The 18,883-nt window shown below is 67.9% G+C and carries 16 protein-coding genes; 4 read left to right on the top strand and 12 right to left on the bottom strand.

The window, feature by feature from the left end; all coding sequences use genetic code 11:
• Nucleotides 1-108: 108 nt before the first annotated feature.
• From dsr1 to atpD, 9 genes are all read right to left on the bottom strand, one after another.
• Nucleotides 109-3,954, bottom strand: a complete 3,846-nt coding sequence (gene dsr1, locus G3580_RS15140; RefSeq protein WP_173766886.1) for an anti-phage defense-associated sirtuin Dsr1 — start codon at nucleotides 3,952-3,954, stop codon at nucleotides 109-111.
• A 408-nt stretch (nucleotides 3,955-4,362) separates the two neighbouring features.
• On the bottom strand, nucleotides 4,363-4,962 hold the full coding sequence (locus G3580_RS20115; protein ID WP_228720684.1) for a F0F1 ATP synthase subunit gamma: 600 nt from the start codon (nucleotides 4,960-4,962) through the stop codon (nucleotides 4,363-4,365).
• A 244-nt stretch (nucleotides 4,963-5,206) separates the two neighbouring features.
• The gene (locus tag G3580_RS15130) at nucleotides 5,207-6,652 is read right to left on the bottom strand and encodes a F0F1 ATP synthase subunit alpha (protein WP_173766883.1); all 1,446 of its coding nucleotides are present in this window, start codon (nucleotides 6,650-6,652) and stop codon (nucleotides 5,207-5,209) included.
• Nucleotides 6,642-7,391, bottom strand: a complete 750-nt coding sequence (locus G3580_RS15125) for a F0F1 ATP synthase subunit delta (protein WP_173766882.1) — start codon at nucleotides 7,389-7,391, stop codon at nucleotides 6,642-6,644. The genes G3580_RS15130 and G3580_RS15125 overlap by 11 nt, the downstream gene beginning before the upstream one ends.
• Before the next feature lie 263 nt (nucleotides 7,392-7,654).
• Nucleotides 7,655-7,921 carry an ATP synthase subunit c family protein gene (locus G3580_RS15120; protein ID WP_173766880.1) on the bottom strand — a complete coding sequence of 89 codons (267 nt, stop codon included), beginning with the start codon at nucleotides 7,919-7,921 and terminating at the stop codon, nucleotides 7,655-7,657.
• On the bottom strand, nucleotides 7,918-8,613 hold the full coding sequence (locus G3580_RS15115) for a F0F1 ATP synthase subunit A (protein WP_173766878.1): 696 nt from the start codon (nucleotides 8,611-8,613) through the stop codon (nucleotides 7,918-7,920). The genes G3580_RS15120 and G3580_RS15115 overlap by 4 nt, the downstream gene beginning before the upstream one ends.
• The gene (locus G3580_RS15110; protein WP_173766876.1) at nucleotides 8,610-8,906 is read right to left on the bottom strand and encodes an AtpZ/AtpI family protein; all 297 of its coding nucleotides are present in this window, start codon (nucleotides 8,904-8,906) and stop codon (nucleotides 8,610-8,612) included. Before G3580_RS15110 ends, G3580_RS15115 begins: the two co-directional genes overlap by 4 nt.
• Complete coding sequence (locus G3580_RS15105; RefSeq protein WP_173766874.1) at nucleotides 8,903-9,298, bottom strand: F0F1 ATP synthase subunit epsilon; 396 nt, start codon at nucleotides 9,296-9,298, stop codon at nucleotides 8,903-8,905. Before G3580_RS15105 ends, G3580_RS15110 begins: the two co-directional genes overlap by 4 nt.
• The gene (gene atpD / locus G3580_RS15100) at nucleotides 9,295-10,683 is read right to left on the bottom strand and encodes a F0F1 ATP synthase subunit beta (protein ID WP_173766872.1); all 1,389 of its coding nucleotides are present in this window, start codon (nucleotides 10,681-10,683) and stop codon (nucleotides 9,295-9,297) included. Before atpD ends, G3580_RS15105 begins: the two co-directional genes overlap by 4 nt.
• A gap of 344 nt (nucleotides 10,684-11,027) precedes the next feature.
• Between atpD and G3580_RS15095 the strand changes: the two genes are divergently transcribed.
• From G3580_RS15095 to G3580_RS15085, 3 genes are read left to right on the top strand one after another with little or no spacing between them, the layout of a single operon-like run.
• On the top strand, nucleotides 11,028-13,385 hold the full coding sequence (locus G3580_RS15095) for a TonB-dependent receptor (protein ID WP_173766870.1): 2,358 nt from the start codon (nucleotides 11,028-11,030) through the stop codon (nucleotides 13,383-13,385).
• 53 nt (nucleotides 13,386-13,438) lie between these two features.
• Nucleotides 13,439-14,560, top strand: coding sequence for an alpha-hydroxy acid oxidase (locus G3580_RS15090; protein WP_173766868.1), 1,122 nt, complete (start codon nucleotides 13,439-13,441; stop codon nucleotides 14,558-14,560).
• Complete coding sequence (locus G3580_RS15085) at nucleotides 14,554-15,237, top strand: Fe2+-dependent dioxygenase (protein WP_173766866.1); 684 nt, start codon at nucleotides 14,554-14,556, stop codon at nucleotides 15,235-15,237. The genes G3580_RS15090 and G3580_RS15085 overlap by 7 nt, the downstream gene beginning before the upstream one ends.
• Here G3580_RS15085 and G3580_RS15080 read toward each other — a convergent pair.
• The 3 genes from G3580_RS15080 to G3580_RS15070 all read right to left on the bottom strand — a co-directional run bounded on the left by G3580_RS15080 (nucleotide 15,234) and on the right by G3580_RS15070 (nucleotide 17,360).
• Nucleotides 15,234-15,749, bottom strand: coding sequence for a DUF1269 domain-containing protein (locus tag G3580_RS15080; protein ID WP_217424505.1), 516 nt, complete (start codon nucleotides 15,747-15,749; stop codon nucleotides 15,234-15,236). The genes G3580_RS15085 and G3580_RS15080 overlap by 4 nt on opposite strands.
• Nucleotides 15,750-15,873: 124 nt before the next feature.
• Nucleotides 15,874-16,485, bottom strand: coding sequence for an SCO family protein (locus G3580_RS15075; RefSeq protein WP_173766864.1), 612 nt, complete (start codon nucleotides 16,483-16,485; stop codon nucleotides 15,874-15,876).
• Nucleotides 16,482-17,360, bottom strand: a complete 879-nt coding sequence (locus G3580_RS15070; protein ID WP_173766862.1) for a cytochrome c oxidase assembly protein — start codon at nucleotides 17,358-17,360, stop codon at nucleotides 16,482-16,484. The genes G3580_RS15075 and G3580_RS15070 overlap by 4 nt, the downstream gene beginning before the upstream one ends.
• Before the next feature lie 264 nt (nucleotides 17,361-17,624).
• On the opposite strand from G3580_RS15070, the gene ilvA reads away from it, so the two are divergent.
• Nucleotides 17,625-18,872, top strand: coding sequence for a threonine ammonia-lyase (gene ilvA / locus G3580_RS15065; RefSeq protein WP_173766860.1), 1,248 nt, complete (start codon nucleotides 17,625-17,627; stop codon nucleotides 18,870-18,872).
• The last annotated feature ends 11 nt before the right edge of the window (nucleotides 18,873-18,883 follow it).

Here is an 18,883-nt window from a genome sequence, read left to right as displayed (position 1 = left end):
TCCATCAATCACGTGTACGTCGGCATATCGGCCTCTGCGGACGATGGTGGAGTCCCCCTGGTCGGTCGGCAGTAGGCTGGTTACCTGCCGCTCAAGTCTACAGCGCGTTCAACGGCTGCCTTGGATACCCCGCCTCCGTGAATATTCGCGAAGTCGCAAATAACGACCGTCTTGTGCAAGCTGTGGCGCGGCTTGCACAATTTCATCTAAGCATTTACCCAACTCCCGCGGTCCCCACTGTTGGTCGTAAATCACTGCATTCAGCAACTGCAATGCCTCGGCAGAGAATTGTCTGCACAAACCCGACTCGTGCAACAGATGCACGACATAGTCCGGGTGATCGATCGGCTGAAGCCAGTCCTGCACCGCAACCAAAGCTGCCGGGAATTCGCCTCGGGCTGCAATAACCAGCCGAGTCAAGGACTCGGCGATGCGCGGGGTGGCCAGGTCGCGGGATTTTGGCCAGACCTGCTGCCAGAATGGCTGGGCACGATTCTTCCAATAGTCCTCACGCTGACCGGCCGCACCTTCGAGCGCTTGCGTCAGCGCCTGGGCGGACTCTTCCAGCCCTTCTTGCGGCAGTGTGCCGATTGCAGACCGGAACTCCTCCGCGGTGTATCCCTCGGTTGGGCCCAATGCAGCGTAGGTCAGGAAGGTCGCGAATTGCTGGCGGTGTTCGCCCAGATCGGCATAGCGGTTCGCACTATCCAGGAACTGCGACTTGAAGGCGGTCATCAATGGCTGGTACAGGCGTGGCGACCAGAGGAAACCTTCCCACACGGCTTTTGCTTCGACGGGATTGCTCCAGCCAAACAACGGCAAGAGGTGCTGTTCAGTCCAGGGGCGGTCCACACGGAAAAATGCGATCAACCGCGAACCCAGCAACACCCGGCCGTGGCAGAAGCGATCCACCTGCACATCGCACAGTGCGGTGAAGATCCGCTTGAGGTCCGCTGGTAGCAGGTCGTTGTCGTTCGGGTTCTGCTTGAACCACAGGTTGATCAGGGCCTGCGTGGCATGCCCGATGGGATGGTTGATCGCCGAGCCGACAGGGTCATAGGTCTCGACGCCATTTCGGATGATGCGGGAACCAGAGCCGGTTTCCAGCGGCAGTGCCAGCACGCGGCGGCAAAGGTTCAGGAGGATGTCCTCGTGCCGGCTGATGGATTTGGAGGCCGCGTCCATCCACCAGGTGACAGCGTGGTCAATCTCCTGAAGTACGTCATCGGGCATGTTCTGCACCAACGGTGCGGCGTATCGCCAGGAGCGCAACACCATGCCTTCTTCAGCCCAAGCCTGCAGAGCTTCGCGCCATCGGCCAGCGGGCCACACGTTAGTCCGTGCTAGATCGCACAGGGCGGACAAACTGTGAAAGAAGCGGGAGCGGCAAACCTCACGCCACGTGTCTTCGTAGAAAGGCCGCCGTTCGGGCATCGGCTTTGTGAGCCATTGCACCAGTTCCTGCCGCTTGCGGGGCGCAATGTCGACGTCCCGGCTGTCTTCATAATCCGGGTCGCCGGTGCCGCTCATCCAGTGCGAGAACTCGTCACGCTCGTTGGTCGCCAACTGCCATTGCGGATAGGCTTTGGATATTTCCGCCAAGCGCGCCGCAGCAGAAGCACCCAAAACAATGTTTGAGGCGTTCAACTTGGCCAGATGCAGCCAGACGGAACGGGCCACCAAGTCTTGCCATCGATCTGCCTCCAGATCATCCCGGTACATTTCGCGCGGTGGGCCCGCCAAGATGGCAGCCTCAAGACGTTCTTGTGCAGCCCCTGCCAAACGCCGCCCTTGCAGGACGAACAGCCTGAACACCTCGCGACCCAAATCCACGGTCCACAGCCACCACGCGTCGTCAGCCAGAAGCCAGCCCACCCACTGCTCAGGAGGGATGCAATCGTCGTGGCTGGCGGCGAACAGGGCCAAGCGTTTGAAGGTGGGGTACGGCAAATCAAACCAAGTTTGGGCGATGCGCGTAGCACGCGTGCTGTCGTTGGCGCGAACAGCCAGCCAGGCATCGCGCAGCAATTCGATCAGGCTCACCCAGTCGCGGAAACCTCGGTTCTGCCAGTGGGGCGTGATGGAGGACAGATCCCAATGCGAGCGGTCGCTACGGTCGTCGGCCTCGCCCAACTCTCGCAACAGGTCCAGTGCGTCGCGCAACAACTGCTGGAAATCTTCCAACAGGTGCGGCAAAGCAGATTTCCATGGCTCGTCGGCAAGGTCGCGCAGTGTTGAATGCACGTGATCGGCGGCCAGCACCAGCTCCCAGTCCACCAATTGCTTGACCCGAACAGGCTCGCCAGAGCTGTTCGAATCGTCGTCGCTCCAGCGAAACGGCTTCTTCAACACCACCTTGGGGGCGAGCAGCTCGCGCAACTCTAGGCGCACTGTGGCGGTCAAGCCCTCGCGGTTCAGACGACCTTGCCAGCGGTACAAATCCGGATCGTGCCACGGTGATTTTACCCGGCCGCTGAGCAGCAGCCGCCACAAGGCGCGCATCAAGGGGCCGGGAATAGCCTTGGGGGCATGTAAGAGAATTTCATCCCGCTCGAAAGTCTTGCCATCACGCTCCAGTGCTGCAAAGCGATCCAGTTCGTGCTCGATCAGCCACGGCCAACGGTCGTGCATTTGCCCGCCGCGTTCTGCGATCCAGATGATCAGCCTGGGATCATCCAGATGACGAACCAGCCAGCGAGCCAGATGGAACATCACGTCATCCCACTGGCTACCGTTGACGCCTCCAGAAGCCAGCAGCATCGGCGGAGCGCGGTCGTAGGGAGCAGGCCGCCGAATCAGACTGAATCGGAGTCTGGAGTCGACTTCGTCGTGAGGCGGAATATGGAAGCGAGGCAGATCGCTGTACTGAAAACGCTCGTCCGAGAATGCCTCCAGCAGCCAGTCCAGCGGTGGGACGGGATTTAGGTCCGCAAAGTGTTGTGCCGGCAAACCTGATTTATCCGACAAGGCCCACAGCATCCGGCCAACGAAATCGTCCTGTCGCGTGCTGTCCTGCGGTCGGGCCAGAGCATGTTTGACGACGATGGCTTCTTTGCCCTGCACGCCATCGCGGTAGGTGTCTGCCCAAGCGTGAAGGGTCTGATGCAGCGCCGAATGGTCGTAGCTCTCAGCCGGTACGGTGTAAAGGATGGGCGTGACGCCCTTGGCCTCCCACTCGATGGTTTTCCGGTGCTCCTGCCCCGGCTCACAATCACCTAGTGCCCAGGCCTGCGGTGTGATCTCACCCAGCATCCGGTCGGCGGCCAGCGCATCCATCATGTAGCGCAATACCGGGTCGTTGATGCTGTAGCCGACGAAGCAGACTACGTAGTTACGGAACAACTCGCTCACGAAGCGCGCCGCCCATCGTTCTGTCAGGTAGGCCAAGCCGAAATCACCGCTGGTGACCACCAGTCGGTTCAAGGCCGTGTCGTCTGTCTTCTCGGGCAGCAGGCCATGTAGATACACCAGCCCGTCCCAGCGGCTGTTCTTCGGAATCGGCAGCATCGGAGCCGGGTAGGCTTGGAACGCTTGGTCCGTTCGTTTGGCGGCCACTTGAAAGATGCGATCGAAGTTGGTGGTGACCAGACGCAGTGCGCCCTCGCGACTGCGCGCCAGGCGCAACAGCGCAGCTTGAGTGTCGGTGGCGCCCTTTCGCCGGAGTTTTGGTTTCAATACCTGTGCCAGTGCTCGCCGTAGGGCCAATCGCTGGCCGGGCAGGCGCCGTTCCATCAGATCCAGTGTGGCATCGAACTGCCCTCGGTCGAAGGCCTCGCGCTCGATGACCGAGAGCGTTGTACCGTTCAGTTGGTAGATTTGCTCCACCAGTCCCTTGAAGCCAGGAAGGCCCGCGGGGTAAGAAATACCAGCGCCGCAGAAAAACACTACGCGGCCTTCCTCGTGCGCCTGCAAGAGTTCGTCGGGGATGTCGGGTCCATCGGTGACGAACTGCACTCACAGACTCCCAGCAAGCACTTGCCTCTGCGTCGCGGAACGCAGTTCGGCGTCGGTTTCGCGGATGGCGACGTGTCTCACCTTTAGGGGAATCCGTCGCTTCAGAATTTTGACGCCTCGCCATCGATCGCCAAAAAGCAAATTTAGGGCATCGAAGCCGCAGCTCTTCACGCTGGCAAGAGCGTTTGAAACAAGGCCGCGCATTCGGGCGCCAATGGTCGGATCTTCAGATCTCATGGATGGTGGGGCGTTCGCCTTAGGTCAGATAGCAGCTAATTCTGGGGCGAGCGCATTGCCCAGGCAAGAGCTGTATTCATTTAGGGTCATAGTTGGAGGCAGGTAAGCAAAGCATTGCAGGCAATCCGAGCTATGTAAGCCAACGGCAGCAATGGCCCGACATCTTGCCTCTCACCCCGCCGCTCCTTCCCCCTCCACCGCCCCCGCCAGCAAGATGATCTCGATCTCCTCCGTGATCTCCTCCTGACGCGCCCGGTTGGCGCGGCGGCCCAGGGTGTCGAGGCGGTCGTCCACGTTGCGTCGGGCCTGGTCCATGTGGGCGAGGCGTTGTTCGTTTTCGTGCAGCAGGGCTTCGAGCAGGAGGCCGCTGAGGGCCATGTCGAGGTATTGGTCGAGCAGGGCGGCCTGCAGGGCGGGCGGGGGGAGGTGGATGTCCACCGGGTGGCTGCGCGGTGGCAGGGTCTGGGTGCCGGCGGGGATGGGCAGGAGGGGGACGTGGGCGATGCCGTCGGACCCCGCGTGGTGGATGACCAGTGCGGGCAGGGCGTCGGCGCGTTCGGCGAGCAGGGGGTGAGCGCGGCGACCAGGGCGGTTTGCACGGCGAGCACTTCGTCGGCCATGCCGGCGCCGCCGAGGCGGGCTTCGGGCGTGGGGGCGTCGGCGGGCCAGGCGTCGGCCAGGCGGGTGCCGATGAGCAGCCAGCGGGTGGCCTCGGTGTCGGCGGTGGTGCCCAGGGCGTCTGCGACCAGGCGCTGGTTGAGGTCGCCGCAAAAGCCGCGTTCGGTGCCGATGACGCAGACGACGCGGCCGTGGATGGCGGGTTGCTGCCAGTGGTGGCCATGGTCGTGCAGCACCTGGGCGTAGGCCTGGCGCACGATGGTGGCGCTGTCGCGCTGGGCGTCGATGAAGGTGGCGATGCGGCGGCTTTCGGCCAGGGCGAGGCTGCGCATGGCGCCGAGCAGCTCGCCGATGTCGGTGAGGCTGTCGATGTGGCGGACCAGTTCTCGTCGCTTGCTCACGGGGCGTGGCCCAGCGTGCGGCGAACGGCGTCGAGCCAGTCCTGGCGCGGCGAGTCGAGCGTCAGTTCGCTGGCGGCCACGGCGTCGCGCAGCTGCGTCAAGGTGGTGTGCAGGGCGTCGCCGTCGAGGCCGTCGAGCCGGTTTTCGTTGCAGGCGATCATCCAGGCGAGCTGGTCGCGCGGGGTGTGCGGGTCGAGCCGGTCCTGCGCGAGGATGGCGCGCAGCAGCCGCCCGCGGGCGATGCGCGCGCTCATGCCGGCGTCGAGCTTGGCGCCGAAGCGGGTGAACACTTCCAGTTCGAGAAACTGCAGGTAGTCGAGCTTCATGCGCCCGGCTTCGCGGCCGATGGCTTCGTGCTGGGCCTTGCCGCCGATGCGCGATACCGAGCGGGTGATGTCGATGGCCGGCAGTACGCCGCGGGCGAACAGGGCGGCGTCGAAATGGATCTGCCCGTCGGTGATGGAGATGAGGTTGGTGGGGATGTAGGCGGCGATCTCGCCCTGCTCGGTCTCGGCGATGGGCAGGGCGGTCATGCTGCCGCCGCCGTGCTCGGCCGCCAGCCGGGTGGAGCGCTCCAGCAGGCGGGCGTGCAGATAGAAGATGTCGGCCGGATAGGCCTCGCGCCCGGGCGGGCGGCGCAGCAGCAGCGATAGCTCGCGGTAGGCGCGGGCGTGGGTGGTGAGGTCGTCATAGACCACCAGGGTGTCGTGGCCGGCGGCCATCCAGCCCTCGGCGATTGCGCAGCCGGCGAAGGGGGCGAGGTACTTGATGCCCGGGCTGGCGGTGGCCTCGGCCACCACGAGGGTGGTGAAAGCGAGCGCGTCGTGGGCGCGCAGGGTGTCGATGGTCTGCACCACCGAGGAGCGCTTCTGGCCGATGAGCACATACACGCAGCGCACGCCCTGGTCGCGCTGGGCGATGACCGCGTCGAGCGCCAGCGCGCTCTTGCCGGTGCCGTTGTCGCCGATCAGCAGCTGGCGCTGGCCGCGGCCGATGGGGATGAGGGTGTCGACCACCTTGCTGCCGGTGTAGAGCGGCCGGTCGACGAAGTCGCGCGCGACGATGGGGGGCGAGGGGCCGTCCACCGGGCGGTGGCCGTTGCCTTCGACGGGGCCGCCGTCGTCCAGCGGGCAGGCGAGCGGGTCCACCACCCGGCCGAGCAGGGCGTCGGTGGCCGGCATGGTGAGCGCCTCGTCCGACAGGCGCGCCTCGCAGCCGGCCATGAGCGCCGGTGTGCTGATGAGCAGGATGGCGCCGAGCCGCTCCGGCGTGAGGTGGAAGACCAGCGCCTCGGAGCCGTCGTCGATCTTGACGATGCCGTCCATGCGCGCCGAGGGCAGGCCCTCGATCCAGACGATGCCGTCGCCCACCGAGCTGACCCGGCCGCGCTCGATGACGCGCAGGGCGGGGCGGTAGTCGAGGGGGGCGGCCTCAACCGGCATGGCGCGCTCCGGCGCGGAAGTAGTCGAGCTCGTCGGCCAGGGTGGCGGCGAGCAGCCAGGGGCCGAGGGTGACGCGCACGCCGGCCAGCAGGGTGTCGTCGGTGGCGTAGTCGGCGCCCAGGGGCCGGCCGGCGGGCTCGGCCAGGGCACTCTCCAGCGCGTGCCGGGCCGACGCGTCGAGGGGGCGGGCGCTGGTCACGCGCAGTTGCGCGTCCGGGGCGGCGGCGGCCTCGCGCAGGCCGTCGCGCTGGTGCGCGGGCAGGTGCGGCAGGTCGTCGATGAGCATGTCGAGCAGGCGGCGGTCCAGATGCGCGTCGCCCAGGCGGCCGAGCAGGCGGCTCACGAAGGCGCTGGCCTGCCGGTGGGCGGCCATGTCGGCCTTGCGCTGGCGCTCGGCGGCCTCATGCTCGGCCAGCGCGGCGCGCTTCTCGCGTTCGGTAGCCATGTCGGCGTCGAGCCGGTCCATGCGCCGTTGTCGTTCCTGGGCGATCTCGTCGGCCAGCTTCGCCAGCTGACGGGCGTGCTGGGTGTCCAGCTCGGCGAGTCTGGCCTCGTAGTCGGCGCGCAGGGATCGGGCGTTGGCCTCGGTGGCGCGCGCGTCGGCCACCGACTGGTCGATGGCGGCCTGACGCCGGGCGATCACGTCCATCACCGGGCGGTAGAGAAAGCGCTTGAGCAGCCACACCAGCACCAGGAAGTTGATGATCTGGAGGAGGAAGGTCGTCCAGTCGAGTTGCATGTTCTTTCCTTATCCGGCTGGATGATCCAGCACCGAACCGGGCGCAGGGCCCGTAGTCCACTCCCTCCCCTTCAAGGGGAGGGTTGGGGTGGGGATGGGGTTCACATCGGTTTCAGCTTGATTCATCGGCTCCACCATCAAACCCCATCCCCCTCCCAACCTCCCCCTTGAAGGGGGAGGAGTGACGTGCGTCGTGCTGTCCAGAAAGTTCCGGGCGCGTTCGCGGCGCCGACCCCAAATTTCATTGCTTTGGCCAGCGATTGTTATTTGACGAGATATTCAAGCAACGGATTGCGGAACAGGACGATCAGCACCACCACCAGCACGTAGATGGCGAGCGACTCGATCATGGCCAGGCCGATGAACAGCAGCCGCGAGATGGATTTCTCGGCCTCGGGCTGGCGGGCGATGGCGTCCAGCGCCTGGCTGATGGCGCGGCCCATGGCCAGCGCGGGGAAGAACACGCCGAGGGCGATGGCGAACAGCGCGCCGACGGTCGACAGCGAGGTGAAATAGGTCATGTCGCTCATGACGAGGCTCCGTGAGTCAGATCCTGATCCTGGGAAAGGCGTTGCTGGGACTGGATGCCGCCCGAGATGTACACCAGGGCGAGCATGCCGAAGATGTAGGCCTGCACCAGCGCTTCGACGATGTGCAGGGCGAGCACCGGCACCGGCACGAGGAAGCCGGCCACCAGCAGCACCAGCACGGCGGCGGTCTCCAGACTCATGACGTTGCCGAACAGGCGCACCGCCAGGGCCACCGTGCGCGAGATCTCGCTGACGATGTGGAAGGGCAGCATGATCGGGCTCGGTTGCAGGTAGTGGCGCAGGTAGGCGCGCGGCCCCTCGCTGGTGAGCCCGTACCAATGCACCGAGGCGAACACCAGAATCGCCAGCGCCGAGGTGGTGGACAGGTCGCCCGTGGGCGAGGTGGCGCCGGGCAGGATGCCCACCAGGTTGGCGATGGCGAGGAAGATCCACAGGCTGCCGATGAAGGGCATGAGGCGCAGGCCGTGGCCGGGCAGGGTCTCCTCCACGGTGCGGTGGATGGTGTCGACCACCCCTTCGAGCACCGTCTGCCAGCGGTCGGGTTCGAGCTTGAGGCGCCGGGTGACGAGGGCGCAGAAGGCCACCAGCACCGCCATCACCACCCAGGTGGTGACCACCGGGCGGGTGATGGCCAGCGGGCCGAGCGCGAACACGATGGCTTCCTCGTTCATCGATGTTCCTTGATGAAGCGATACACATTGACCGCGCCGAAGAACACCCCGAGCAGGATCAGGCTCACCGTCCAGCGCACCGAGTAGCCCGGCGCGAGGCCGTCGAGCCAGCGGCCCAGGTAGGCGCCGGCCACCACCGGCACCACGAACAGGCCGGCGATGGTGCCCATGAACACCGTGTAGCCCAGCACCGTGCGGCGCTCGCGCTCGGCCGCTTCGAGGCGTTCGCAGTCCTGGCGCACGGCGTCGTCGAGCTGGTCGCGCTGGGATTGTTCGGGGCCGGCGGCGTTCATCGTTCCAACTCCCACAGCCGCTGCATGAGCGTCTGCTCGAAGCGGTCGAGGTTGTGGCGCAGGTCGGCGCGGCGTTCGTCCTCGCAGCGGGCGCCTTCGGTGAGCGCGGCCTGCAGGGCGGCGGCGTCGTCGCCGAGGGTGAAATGACGGCAGGCGATGGCGAGCGCGTTGTCGGCAAAATGCAGGGTGCCGCCGGGCAGGGCGAGGTAGCGCCAGTCGGCGGCGCCGGCCACCCGAAAGCGGGCGAGGCCGAAGCGCAGCACCGTGATCAGCGGGGTGCGCCCGGCGAGGATGCCGAAACGGCCCGAGGCGTCGGTGCCCACGAAGCTTGCCACCGCGTCGATGTGCTCGACCCGGCGCGGGCAGGCGAGGGTGAGGCGAAAGCCCGTCATGGGGCCGGCTCCATGGCGCCGCGCATGTAGCAGTCGGCTTCGCTCAGGGCGTCGAAGCGCCCGTCGATGAAGCCTTCGCAGTCGGCCAGGGTGGTCTCCAGCGGCACCGAGGTGCCGGCGATGCCGGTGTGCTGGGCGACCACATGGAAGGGCTGGGTGAGGTAGCGCTGCAGCCGGCGGGCGCGGCCCACCACCTGCCGGTCGGTTTCCGACAGCGCTTCCATGCCCAGCATGGCGATGATGTCTTCCAGTTCCTTGTAGCGGGCCAGGTGTTCGCGCACCGCCTCGGCCACCCGGTAGTGGCGCTCGCCGAGGAAGTGGCGATCCATCATCTTGCTGGTCGAGGCGAGCGGATCGACCGCCGGGTAGATGCCCTTGGCCGCCTGCTGGCGCGAGAGCACCACCATGGTGTCCAGGTGGCTGAAGATGGCGCTCACCGCCGGGTCGGTCATGTCGTCGGCGGGCACGTACACCGCCTGCACCGAGGTGATGCTGCCGGCGGTGCTCGAGGCGATGCGCTCCTGCAACTCGGCCACCTCGGAGAGCAGGGTCGGCTGGTAGCCCACGGTGGCCGGCATGCGCCCGAGCAGGCCGGAGATCTCGCTGCCCGCCTGTACGAAGCGGAACACGTTGTCGATGAGCAGCAGCACGTCGCGGGCGGTGGTGTCGCGCAGGTATTCGGCATAGGTGAGGCCGGTGAGCCCAACGCGAAAGCGCACCCCGGGCGACTCGTCCATCTGGCCGAACACCATCACAGTGCGCGGCATCACCCCGGCGGCGCGCATGTCGTGCCACAGCTCGTGGCCTTCGCGGATGCGCTCGCCGATGCCGGCGAACACCGACACCCCCTGGTGGAGCTGGATCACGGCGTTCATGAACTCGGTGATCAGCACCGTCTTGCCCACCCCGGCGCCGCCGAACAGCCCGGTCTTGCCGCCGCGCACGAAGGGGCACAGCAGGTCGATGACCTTGATGCCGGTCTCGAGCACGCGCTCGGCCGCGCGCGCCTGGGCCAGCGGGCCGGGCGGGGCGACGAGGGGACGGTGTTCGGTGGCGGGGAAGGGGGGCTGGCCGTCGAGCGGCGCGCCGAACACGTCGAGCATGCGGCCGAGGCACTCGGGGCCCACGGGCACCTGCAGCGGCCCGCCGCCGTCCATCACCGGCAGGCCGCGCGCCAGGCCGGTGGTGCGATGCAGGGCGATGGCGCGCACATGGCGCTCGCCCAGTTCGCGGAACACTTCAAGCCGGCATGGCTCGCCGTCGGGTTGCGTCCACAGGGCCTGGTGCAGGGGCGGCGTGCGCTCGCAGACGATGTCCACCACCGGGCCCTGAACGGCTTCGATGGTGCCGATACGGTGCATGGACGCGATCTGGTGAGCGGACATGGGCGCGGGTGGCCTCCTTGACATCATGCTAACCGCTTGAGTCCGCTCCTGTCTTGGTTTGCACGCGGGGTGTTGAGAAAGATCAAGCTTGCAGGAAGGAGATAAATGACATAGATTCGCATTCGCAATAACGAAGTCGATGAACTTCGACGCCGGTGGTTTTTCCGCCGGCCCGCCCCGGTAGCCAGCCCGACGCCAGCCAGCCGTTTTCAACCCTTCATCGTTGGCAAGATGCGCCTGGCCCGGCCGATCCGCGTGTCCGTCCGTTCCTCCGGAACGGGCGTCCGCGCGCAAAGCGAAGGTCCGTGCGTGTCCCGTCGCGGTGGCGAACGCTGCTCACAGAGATGACACGACAAACCCGCAAACCCTGCATTCCGGCCAGCTTCCGCGTGCCGGCCACGGCATCGGCTGGCGCCATGGCCCGTACCGGCCTGGCCCTCGGTGTCTCCACCTTCGCCCTCATGCCCATGGCCATGGCCCAGTCCGCCGAGGCGCCCGCCACGCTGGCCCCGGTCCAGGTGGTGGGCGAGGCCATCGACCCCAATCCGGATGCCGAACCCGGCGCGCCCTACAAGGCCCGCACCTCGGGTGACGAGCGCCATGTGAAGCCGATCGCCGAGACACCCCAGACCATCACCGTGCTGACCGGCCAGCAGATGCAGGACACCGGCCGCTCGGACCTGCGCGACATCCTGCGTGCCCAGCCGGGCATCACCCTGGGTACCGGCGAGAACGGCAACGCCTTCGGCGACCGCTACATCATCCGTGGCCAGGAGGCCCGCTCCGACGTGTTCGTGGACGGCCTGCGCGACCCGGGCATGACGGTGCGCGAGAGCTTCGCGGTCGAGCAGCTGGAGATCACCAAGGGGCCGAGCTCGACCTTTGCCGGGCGCGGTGCCACGGGCGGGGCGATCAACGCCATCACCAAGCAGGCCACCACCGACGTCGGCTTCAATAAGCTGTCGGCCGGCATCGGCACCGACGACTATCGGCGCCTGACCGCCGACAGCAACGTCGTCATCAACGACATGTCGGCCGTGCGCATCAACCTGCTGCATGCCTACCAGGAGGTGCCGGATCGCGGACCGGCCGACCGCGAGCGCAACGGCGTGGCCCTCTCCTACAACCTGCGCCCGACCGACACGCTCGACCTGACGGCCGACTACTACCACCTCGACAGCGACGACCGGCCCGACCTGGGCAGCTGGCTCGACGACCAGCGCAAGCCGACGAAGCACATCCCCGTCTATGCGCAGGAGCAGGATTTTCTCGAATCGGAAATCGACACCTACACCCTGCGCGCGCGCTACTACATCGACGGCGACACGCGCGTGACCAACCTGACCCGCTACGGCACCACCACCAACGGCTATGTGGCCACCGGCGCGCGCGCCACCACCACCGACCCGACCGACCCCAACGGTGTGTACGACACGGTGTCGCTCAGTACCCACCAGGGTTGGCAGGAGGTGGAATACTTCGCCAACCAGACCAACCTCTACCTCGATCGTGAGCTGGGCGAGCAATTCCACCAGTTCATCTTCAGTCTGGAATACACCGACCACAGCGTGCTCAACGGTCAGTACGACGTCACCAACGCCACCAACTGCATCACCGCCGGGCGCAGCGGGCCGCGCGCCAGCACCTGCATCGTCGACCCCTCCGGCAACACCATCGACGGCATCAACTCGGTGCTGAACCGGCAGATCAGCAAAGGTGATCCGGACATCGACTGGAACGTGAAGACGATTTCGCTCGCGGCCATGGACACCGTCGATCTCACCGATGAATGGACCCTGTTTGCCGGCCTGCGCTATGACCGCTTCGACTATCGCAACGTGGTGACCGACCGCAACGGCGTGACCACCGAATGGAAACTCGACGACGGCCTGTGGAACGGCCATCTCGGCCTCACCTGGCAGTTCCGCCCGGACGCCAACGTGTATCTGACCTACAGCACGGCCAGCGATTTCAACGGCGGCGAGTCGGATGTGTCCTCGTGCGACTACGGCGGCATCTGCGTGCCCAGCACCGGCCCCTCCGGCACCCTGAGCACCGCCGAGCGCCAGGCCCTGTTCGCCCAGAGCAAGCCGGAGCTGTCGGAGAACATCGAGCTGGGCACCAAGTGGAACGTCAATCGCGGCAAGCTGCTGCTCACCGCCGCCTTCTTCCAGGTGACCAAAAGCGACGTGATGGAGATCGTCGGCGGCGCCAGCTACACCGACATCGGCGCCATCAACACCGGCAAGTACCGGGTGCGCGGCGTCGAATTCGGCCTGGCGGGCAATCTCACCGAACGGCTGAGTGCCCAGGCGGGCCTGGCGATCATGAACGCCAAGTGGCTCAAGTCGCAGGACGACACGCGGGTGGGCGCCGGGCTCACCAACTTCCCCGAGACTTCCGCGTCGGTGTTGCTGAGCTACGCGGTGACGCCGGTATTCACCGTCGGTGGCAATGTCACCTACCAGGGGCGCAAGTACTCGGGTACGCCCGAATCGCCCGAGCAGCTCAGCGTCAAGGTGCCGGACTACACGGTGCTCGACCTGTTCGCCGCGTACCGCTTCAACCGCAATCTGAGCGCCCGCCTGAACATCGGCAACGTCACCGACGAGACCTACTACCTGTCGGCCTATCGCTCCGGCGCCTTCATGTACCTGGGCGACGCGCGCAGCGCCCGCCTGACCTTCAACTACGACTTCTGAGCGCGCCTCGCGCTGCCCGGCGTGCCGGGCGGCCGTGGTGCGCGGGAGAGGCCATGCACGACATCCGGCGCCCCCGGGCGCCTCTTGACCGGATCCCGCCCGACATCCTGTGTGCGGCGGACTACGAAACCGTCGCCCGCGCGTTCATCGACCCCGCCACCCTGGCCTACATCGCCGGGGGCAGCGGCGACGAACGCAGCCTGGCGGCCAACCGCCAGGCCTTCGCGCGCCGCGGCGTGCTGCCGCGCCTGCTGCGCGACGTATGCGGCGGCCACACCCGCACCGCGCTGCTCGGTCGCCCCCGGGCGCATCCGCTGCTGCTCGCGCCGGTGGCCTGCCAGGGCCTGGTGCATGCGCACGGCGAGGTGCACAGCGCCCGCGGCGCCGAAGCCACGGACACCGTGATGGTGGCCAGCACCCTGGCCAGCTGCCCGCTCGAAGAGGTCGCCGCCGTCGGTGGTCCGCGCTGGTTTCAGCTCTACATGCAGCCCTCGCGCGAGGTGACGGCCGACCTGGTGCGCCGCGCCGAACGCGTCGGCTTCGAAGCCATCGTGCTCACCGTCGATGCGCCGGTGCAGAGCCCCGGCCGCGCCGCCCGCCGGGCCGGCTTCACCCTGCCCGAGTCCGCCGGCACGGCGAACCTGGCCGGCTACCCGGCGCCCGAGGGCCGGGTGCTGGCGCCGACGCAGAGCCGCATCCTCGACGGCATGATGCGCGAGGCGCCCACCGCCGCGGATCTGGCCTGGCTCATGGACGTGACCGGGTTGCCGGTGCTGGTCAAGGGCGTGCTGCGCGCCGACGACGCGCGCGCGTTGCAGCGCGCCGGCGTGGCCGGGCTGATCGTCTCCAACCACGGTGGTCGCGCCCTCGACGGGGTGCCGGCGAGCCTCGATGTGCTGGCGGCGGTCCGCGCCGCCGTGGGGCCGGGCTATCCGGTGCTGCTCGACAGCGGCATCCGCGCCGGCAGCGACGTCTTCACGGCCCTCGCGCTGGGGGCCGACGCGGTGCTCGTCGGGCGCCTGCAGATGTACGCCCTGGCGGTGGCCGGCGCCCTCGGCGTGGCCCACATGATCCGCCTGCTGCGCGAGGAACTGGAGCTGTGCATGGCCCTGGCCGGCTGCGCCACCCTCGCCGACATCACCCCCGATCTGCTGTGCGAGGCCGCCCCGTGCTGATTCCGATCCACAAGGTGCTCTCGCCCGACGAGGTGGGCGCCATGCGCACCCGCCTCGACGCCGCCGACTGGCGCGACGGCCAGGCCACCGCCGGCACCATCGCGCGCCATGTGAAGCGCAACCGGCAGCTGGACGATGCCAGCCCGCTGGCGGTCGAGCTGGGCAACGCGATCCTGCGCCGGCTCGGCAGCCATCCGCTGTTCATCTCCGCCGCCCTGCCGGCGAAGATCTATCCGCCCAAATTCAACCGCTATGCCGATGGCGGCAGCTACGGCGCCCATGTGGACAGCGCGATCATGCCGGTGCCGGGCACCGCGGTGACGGTGCGCACCGATCTGTCGGCCACCCTGTTCCTGGCCGCGCCGGACGAGTACGACGGGGGCGAACTGGAGATCGAGGGGCCCTTCGGCATCCAGCCGGTCAGGCTCGAGGCCGGCGACCTGGTGCTGTATCCGTCGAGCAGCCTGCATCGGGTCGCGCCGGTGACCCGCGGGGCGCGGGTGGCGGCCTTCTTCTGGATCGAGAGCCTGGTGCGCCTCGACGCCGACCGCACCCTGCTGTTCGATCTCGACCAGTCCATCCAGGCGCTGCAGGCCCGCGTCGGCGCCGACGATCCGCAGCTGCTGCGGCTCACCGGCATCTATCACAACCTGTTGCGGCGCTGGGCGACCCCCTAAGGAAACGCGGGGATGGTCGGCTCTGCGCCCTCGATGCTCGCCTCCGGGTGATGGCGGCGGACCAGATCCTCGAACTCGTCGGTCTGCTGCCTGGGGACGTCCACCATCATGAGCAGATGGCCGCCGGAGATGGCCTGTTCGAAGCGCTCCAGGCGCGAATTGGGCAGGCTCACCCCGACCATGGCCGACACCCAGGCGCCGAAGCCGGCGCCGCCCAGGGCGCCGAACAGCACCGCGCCGCCCGCCGCCAGCGGGCCGAGCGGAAAGGCCACCGCGGCCAGCCCGGCGAGCAGGCCGACGCTGCCGCCGACCGCGATGCCGCGCTCGATGGCGGGCACCAGGTCGGTACGCTGGCTCAGCCCGGCCTCGGGCAGGGACTCCATCGGGGTGTGCGGCGCGGCCAGGATGTGGATGCGCTCGTAGGGCACACGGGCGAGCAGCAGCTCGTCGACGATCCGGCGCGTGGTGTCCACGTCCGGCAAGAGAAAATACAGGCGTTTCAGTCCTTTCATGGCAGCGTCCTCCTTGTTGGGATGGGATGCCGCCCCGCACTGCCCCCCGGGGCGGTGGTCCTAACCCAGCATAGTCCGGCGAACCGGATTCGGCTGAAAAAGCGGGGTCAGGGGGTCGGAGGACTCAGCTCGCCGGGGGCGTCCGCGCCCCTTCGAGCAGGCGCTTGAGGTCGGCGGCGATCGGCGCCGACCAGTCGTTGGGCCCGGCCAGCAGGCGCGCCCGGCCCTGGCCGTCGAAGATGAACACGCCGCTGCTGTGGATGACGTCGTACTGGCCGTCGGCGTCCGGCTTGCCGTAGGCATAGGTGACCCGGTAGCGCCGCACCAGGGCGTCGAGGGCATCGTCCGAGCCGCGCAGGCCGATGAACTCCGGGCCGAAGACGCCGACATAGCGGCGCAGCCGCTCGGCGCTGTCGCGGCTCGGGTCCACGCTCACGAACAGCACCGTGACCGCATCCGGCCCGCCGGGCACCTGGCCGATGGCGCCGGCCAGGCGCGCCAGGGTGGAGGCGCACACGTCGGGGCAGGAGGTGTAGCCGAAGAACAGCAGCACCGGTTTGCCGCGATAGTCTTCCGCGCTCACCGGCCGGCCGCGATCGTCGGTCATCGCGAAGCTCAGGTCGGGCATCAGGCCGTCGATGCGGTTCAGTTGCCAGGGGCCCTGCGGCCGGCAGGCGCCGAGCGCGAGCGCGGCGGCCACGATCAGGAGCGTGCGCAGCAGGCGAAGCGGGCTCATGCGGCACTCCTGCGGGCGTTGGCCTCGGCGAGCCGGCGGCGCCGGGAGGGGCCTTCGTCCGAGCGCATCCAGCGCCCGATCAGGATCAGCGCGCCGATCACGTGCATCATCGAGGCCGGGATCCAGGTGATGAGCCCGCCCCAGATCTGGTCGGTGTGCGCATCCATGGCCCAGGCGCGGCCGCACACCTGATAGACGTCGAACAGATCCTTCTGGCTCAGGCCGATGAAGGAGCCGATCAGGATCTGCGGCGGGATCGCCAGCAGCACGATGGCGATGCGCAGCCCGAAGCCCAGCAGCGCACCGTCGCGGCGCGAGCGCGGGTCGAGCACCAGCGACCAGAACAGCAGGCCGTCGAGCAGCATGCTCCAGTTCATGAGCGCGTAGTAGCGCTCGCTGAGCATGGCCGCGAAATGGATCGACGGCGTCAGCCACAGGTAGATCAGGCCCACGAACAGCACCGGCGCCAGCACCGGGTTCTGGATCCACCGGTACAGGGTGCGGGTGATCGGGTGGCGCCAGAACGGCGCGAACACCCGGTCGCCGAGCCGGTCCGGCAGGCCCCGCGCCAGGGTCGCCAGCGGCGCCGACAGGGCGATCAGGAAAGGGCCGAGGTGATGCAGCACCAGATGCTGCAGGCGGTGGATGAAGAACATGTGCTGCGACAGGTAGTCGTACTGCGTCTGCATCACCAGATAGATCAGCGTCCAGCCGGTGAAGAACGCGATCCGCCGCGCCGGGTGGGGCCGCTCGGCCGCCGCCGTGCGCCACAGCCCGCGCGCGTAGAGCCCCATGGCGCCGAGGCACAGCGCCAGCACCGCGGGCGAGAATTCCCACGGCTGCAGGAAGGCGAGGAAGGCCTGGAGCGTGTCCATGGACGGGTCAGTGTCCGGCGGGCGGCCGGGGGGTCCGGGCGGACGGGGTCGAACGCATGCGATGTCTCCGGGTCGGGGTGGCGCGCGCCGGCTGGTGTCGTTATGGATGGCGCGGTTTTCGAGGACGTTACCACATCTGCCGGACGCCTTCCGCCGGCGTTGGCGCGCGGGTGGTCCAGTGGCGGACACGGGTCGTGCCGGGCCGGGACGGACTATGCTTGAAAGCAGGCAGATCCTGCCGCGACGACCGCACACGAGGTGCCCATGACCGCACGCGCCGCTTGTTCCCTTCCCCTCGACCTGTCCGCGCTCCACGACGCCCGCGCCCGCATGGGCGAGGCGGTGATCCGCACCGCGCAGTGGACCAACGAGCCCCTGTCGCAGGATCTGGGCGTGCATCTGCAGCTCAAGCTGGAAAACCTGCAGCGCACCGGCTCGTTCAAGATCCGCGGCGCCACCCACAAGATCGCGCGTCTGCTGGCTGCCGGCGCGCCGCCGCCGGGGGTGATCGCGGCCTCGGCGGGGAATCACGCCCAGGGCGTGGCGCGCGCCGGGATGCTGGCCGGGCTGCCGGTGACGGTGGTGATGCCGGCCAACGCGCCGCTGACCAAGATCGAGTCGTGCCGGCGCCTGGGGGCGCGCATCGTGCTCGAGGGCGAGACCCTGGAGGCGGCCACCAAGATGGCGCGGCGCATGGCGGACGAGTCCGGCTACGTGTTCCTCCATCCCTATGACGACTGGGACGTGATCGCCGGCCAGGCCAGCTGCGGGCTGGAGATGCTGGAGGATGCGCCGGACATGACGGTGGCGGTGGTGCCGCTGGGCGGCGGCGGGCTGATCTCGGGCATCGCGCTGGCCCTCAAGCTGCAGCACCCGGCGATCCGCATCGTCGGGGTGCAGACCGAGACGGTGGCGCCGTACCGCCATTTTCTGCTCGACGGCGGGCTCGAGCCGGTGCCGGCGGGCGCGCACACCATCGCCGACGGCATCAAGGTCAAGCGCCCGGGCGAGCTCACCCGCCAGGTGATCGCGGCCCATGTGGACCAGATCGTGACCGTGGACGACAACGCCATCGCCGAGGCCATCGTCACCCTGCTGGAGCGCACCCGCACCATCGGCGAGGGCGCCGGCGTGGTCGGCCTGGCGGCGCTCATGCAGGGCAGGATCGCGCTGGCGCCCGACGACCGGGTGGTGTGCGTGATCTCCGGCGGCAACATCGACATGGCGCTGGTGGGCCGCTCCATCGACTACGGCCTGGCCTCCTCGGGCCGGCTCATGAGCGTGGCGGTCACCATCTCCGACGCGCCCGGTCATCTGCTGCGGCTGATCCGCGAGGTGGCCGCGCTGGGCATGAACATCCGCCATGTGGAACACCGCCGCGGCGAACTGCATGTGCCGGTGGGCATGACCGAGGTGATCCTGCAGATGGAGACCCGCGATCTCGACCACCAGCACGAACTGCTGCAGCACCTGGCCGAGCAGGGGCTGCGCGTGCGCAATCTGCTGGCTTGAGCCTGAAGCTA

It is taken from the genome of Nitrogeniibacter mangrovi, from assembly GCF_010983895.1.
GTDB classification, from domain to species: Bacteria; Pseudomonadota; Gammaproteobacteria; order Burkholderiales; family Rhodocyclaceae; genus Nitrogeniibacter; species Nitrogeniibacter mangrovi.
This window is presented reverse-complemented; position numbering and strand designations above follow the sequence as displayed.

What these genes read in the sequence shown, in the direction of transcription:
- G3580_RS15090 (WP_173766868.1), top strand. Translation starts at nt 13,439, where the DNA reads ATGCACGACATCCGGCGCCCCCGGGCGCCTCTTGACCGGATCCCGCCC.
- G3580_RS15075 (WP_173766864.1), bottom strand. Translation starts at nt 16,485, where the DNA reads ATGAGCCCGCTTCGCCTGCTGCGCACGCTCCTGATCGTGGCCGCCGCG.
- G3580_RS15125 (WP_173766882.1), bottom strand. Translation starts at nt 7,391, where the DNA reads ATGCAACTCGACTGGACGACCTTCCTCCTCCAGATCATCAACTTCCTG.
- G3580_RS15130 (WP_173766883.1), bottom strand. Translation starts at nt 6,652, where the DNA reads ATGCCGGTTGAGGCCGCCCCCCTCGACTACCGCCCCGCCCTGCGCGTC.
- G3580_RS15105 (WP_173766874.1), bottom strand. Translation starts at nt 9,298, where the DNA reads ATGACGGGCTTTCGCCTCACCCTCGCCTGCCCGCGCCGGGTCGAGCAC.
- G3580_RS15095 (WP_173766870.1), top strand. Translation starts at nt 11,028, where the DNA reads ATGACACGACAAACCCGCAAACCCTGCATTCCGGCCAGCTTCCGCGTG.
- G3580_RS15110 (WP_173766876.1), bottom strand. Translation starts at nt 8,906, where the DNA reads ATGAACGCCGCCGGCCCCGAACAATCCCAGCGCGACCAGCTCGACGAC.
- atpD (WP_173766872.1), bottom strand. Translation starts at nt 10,683, where the DNA reads ATGTCCGCTCACCAGATCGCGTCCATGCACCGTATCGGCACCATCGAA.
- ilvA (WP_173766860.1), top strand. Translation starts at nt 17,625, where the DNA reads ATGACCGCACGCGCCGCTTGTTCCCTTCCCCTCGACCTGTCCGCGCTC.
- G3580_RS15115 (WP_173766878.1), bottom strand. Translation starts at nt 8,613, where the DNA reads ATGAACGAGGAAGCCATCGTGTTCGCGCTCGGCCCGCTGGCCATCACC.
- G3580_RS15070 (WP_173766862.1), bottom strand. Translation starts at nt 17,360, where the DNA reads ATGGACACGCTCCAGGCCTTCCTCGCCTTCCTGCAGCCGTGGGAATTC.
- G3580_RS15080 (WP_217424505.1), bottom strand. Translation starts at nt 15,749, where the DNA reads ATGAAAGGACTGAAACGCCTGTATTTTCTCTTGCCGGACGTGGACACC.
- G3580_RS15120 (WP_173766880.1), bottom strand. Translation starts at nt 7,921, where the DNA reads ATGAGCGACATGACCTATTTCACCTCGCTGTCGACCGTCGGCGCGCTG.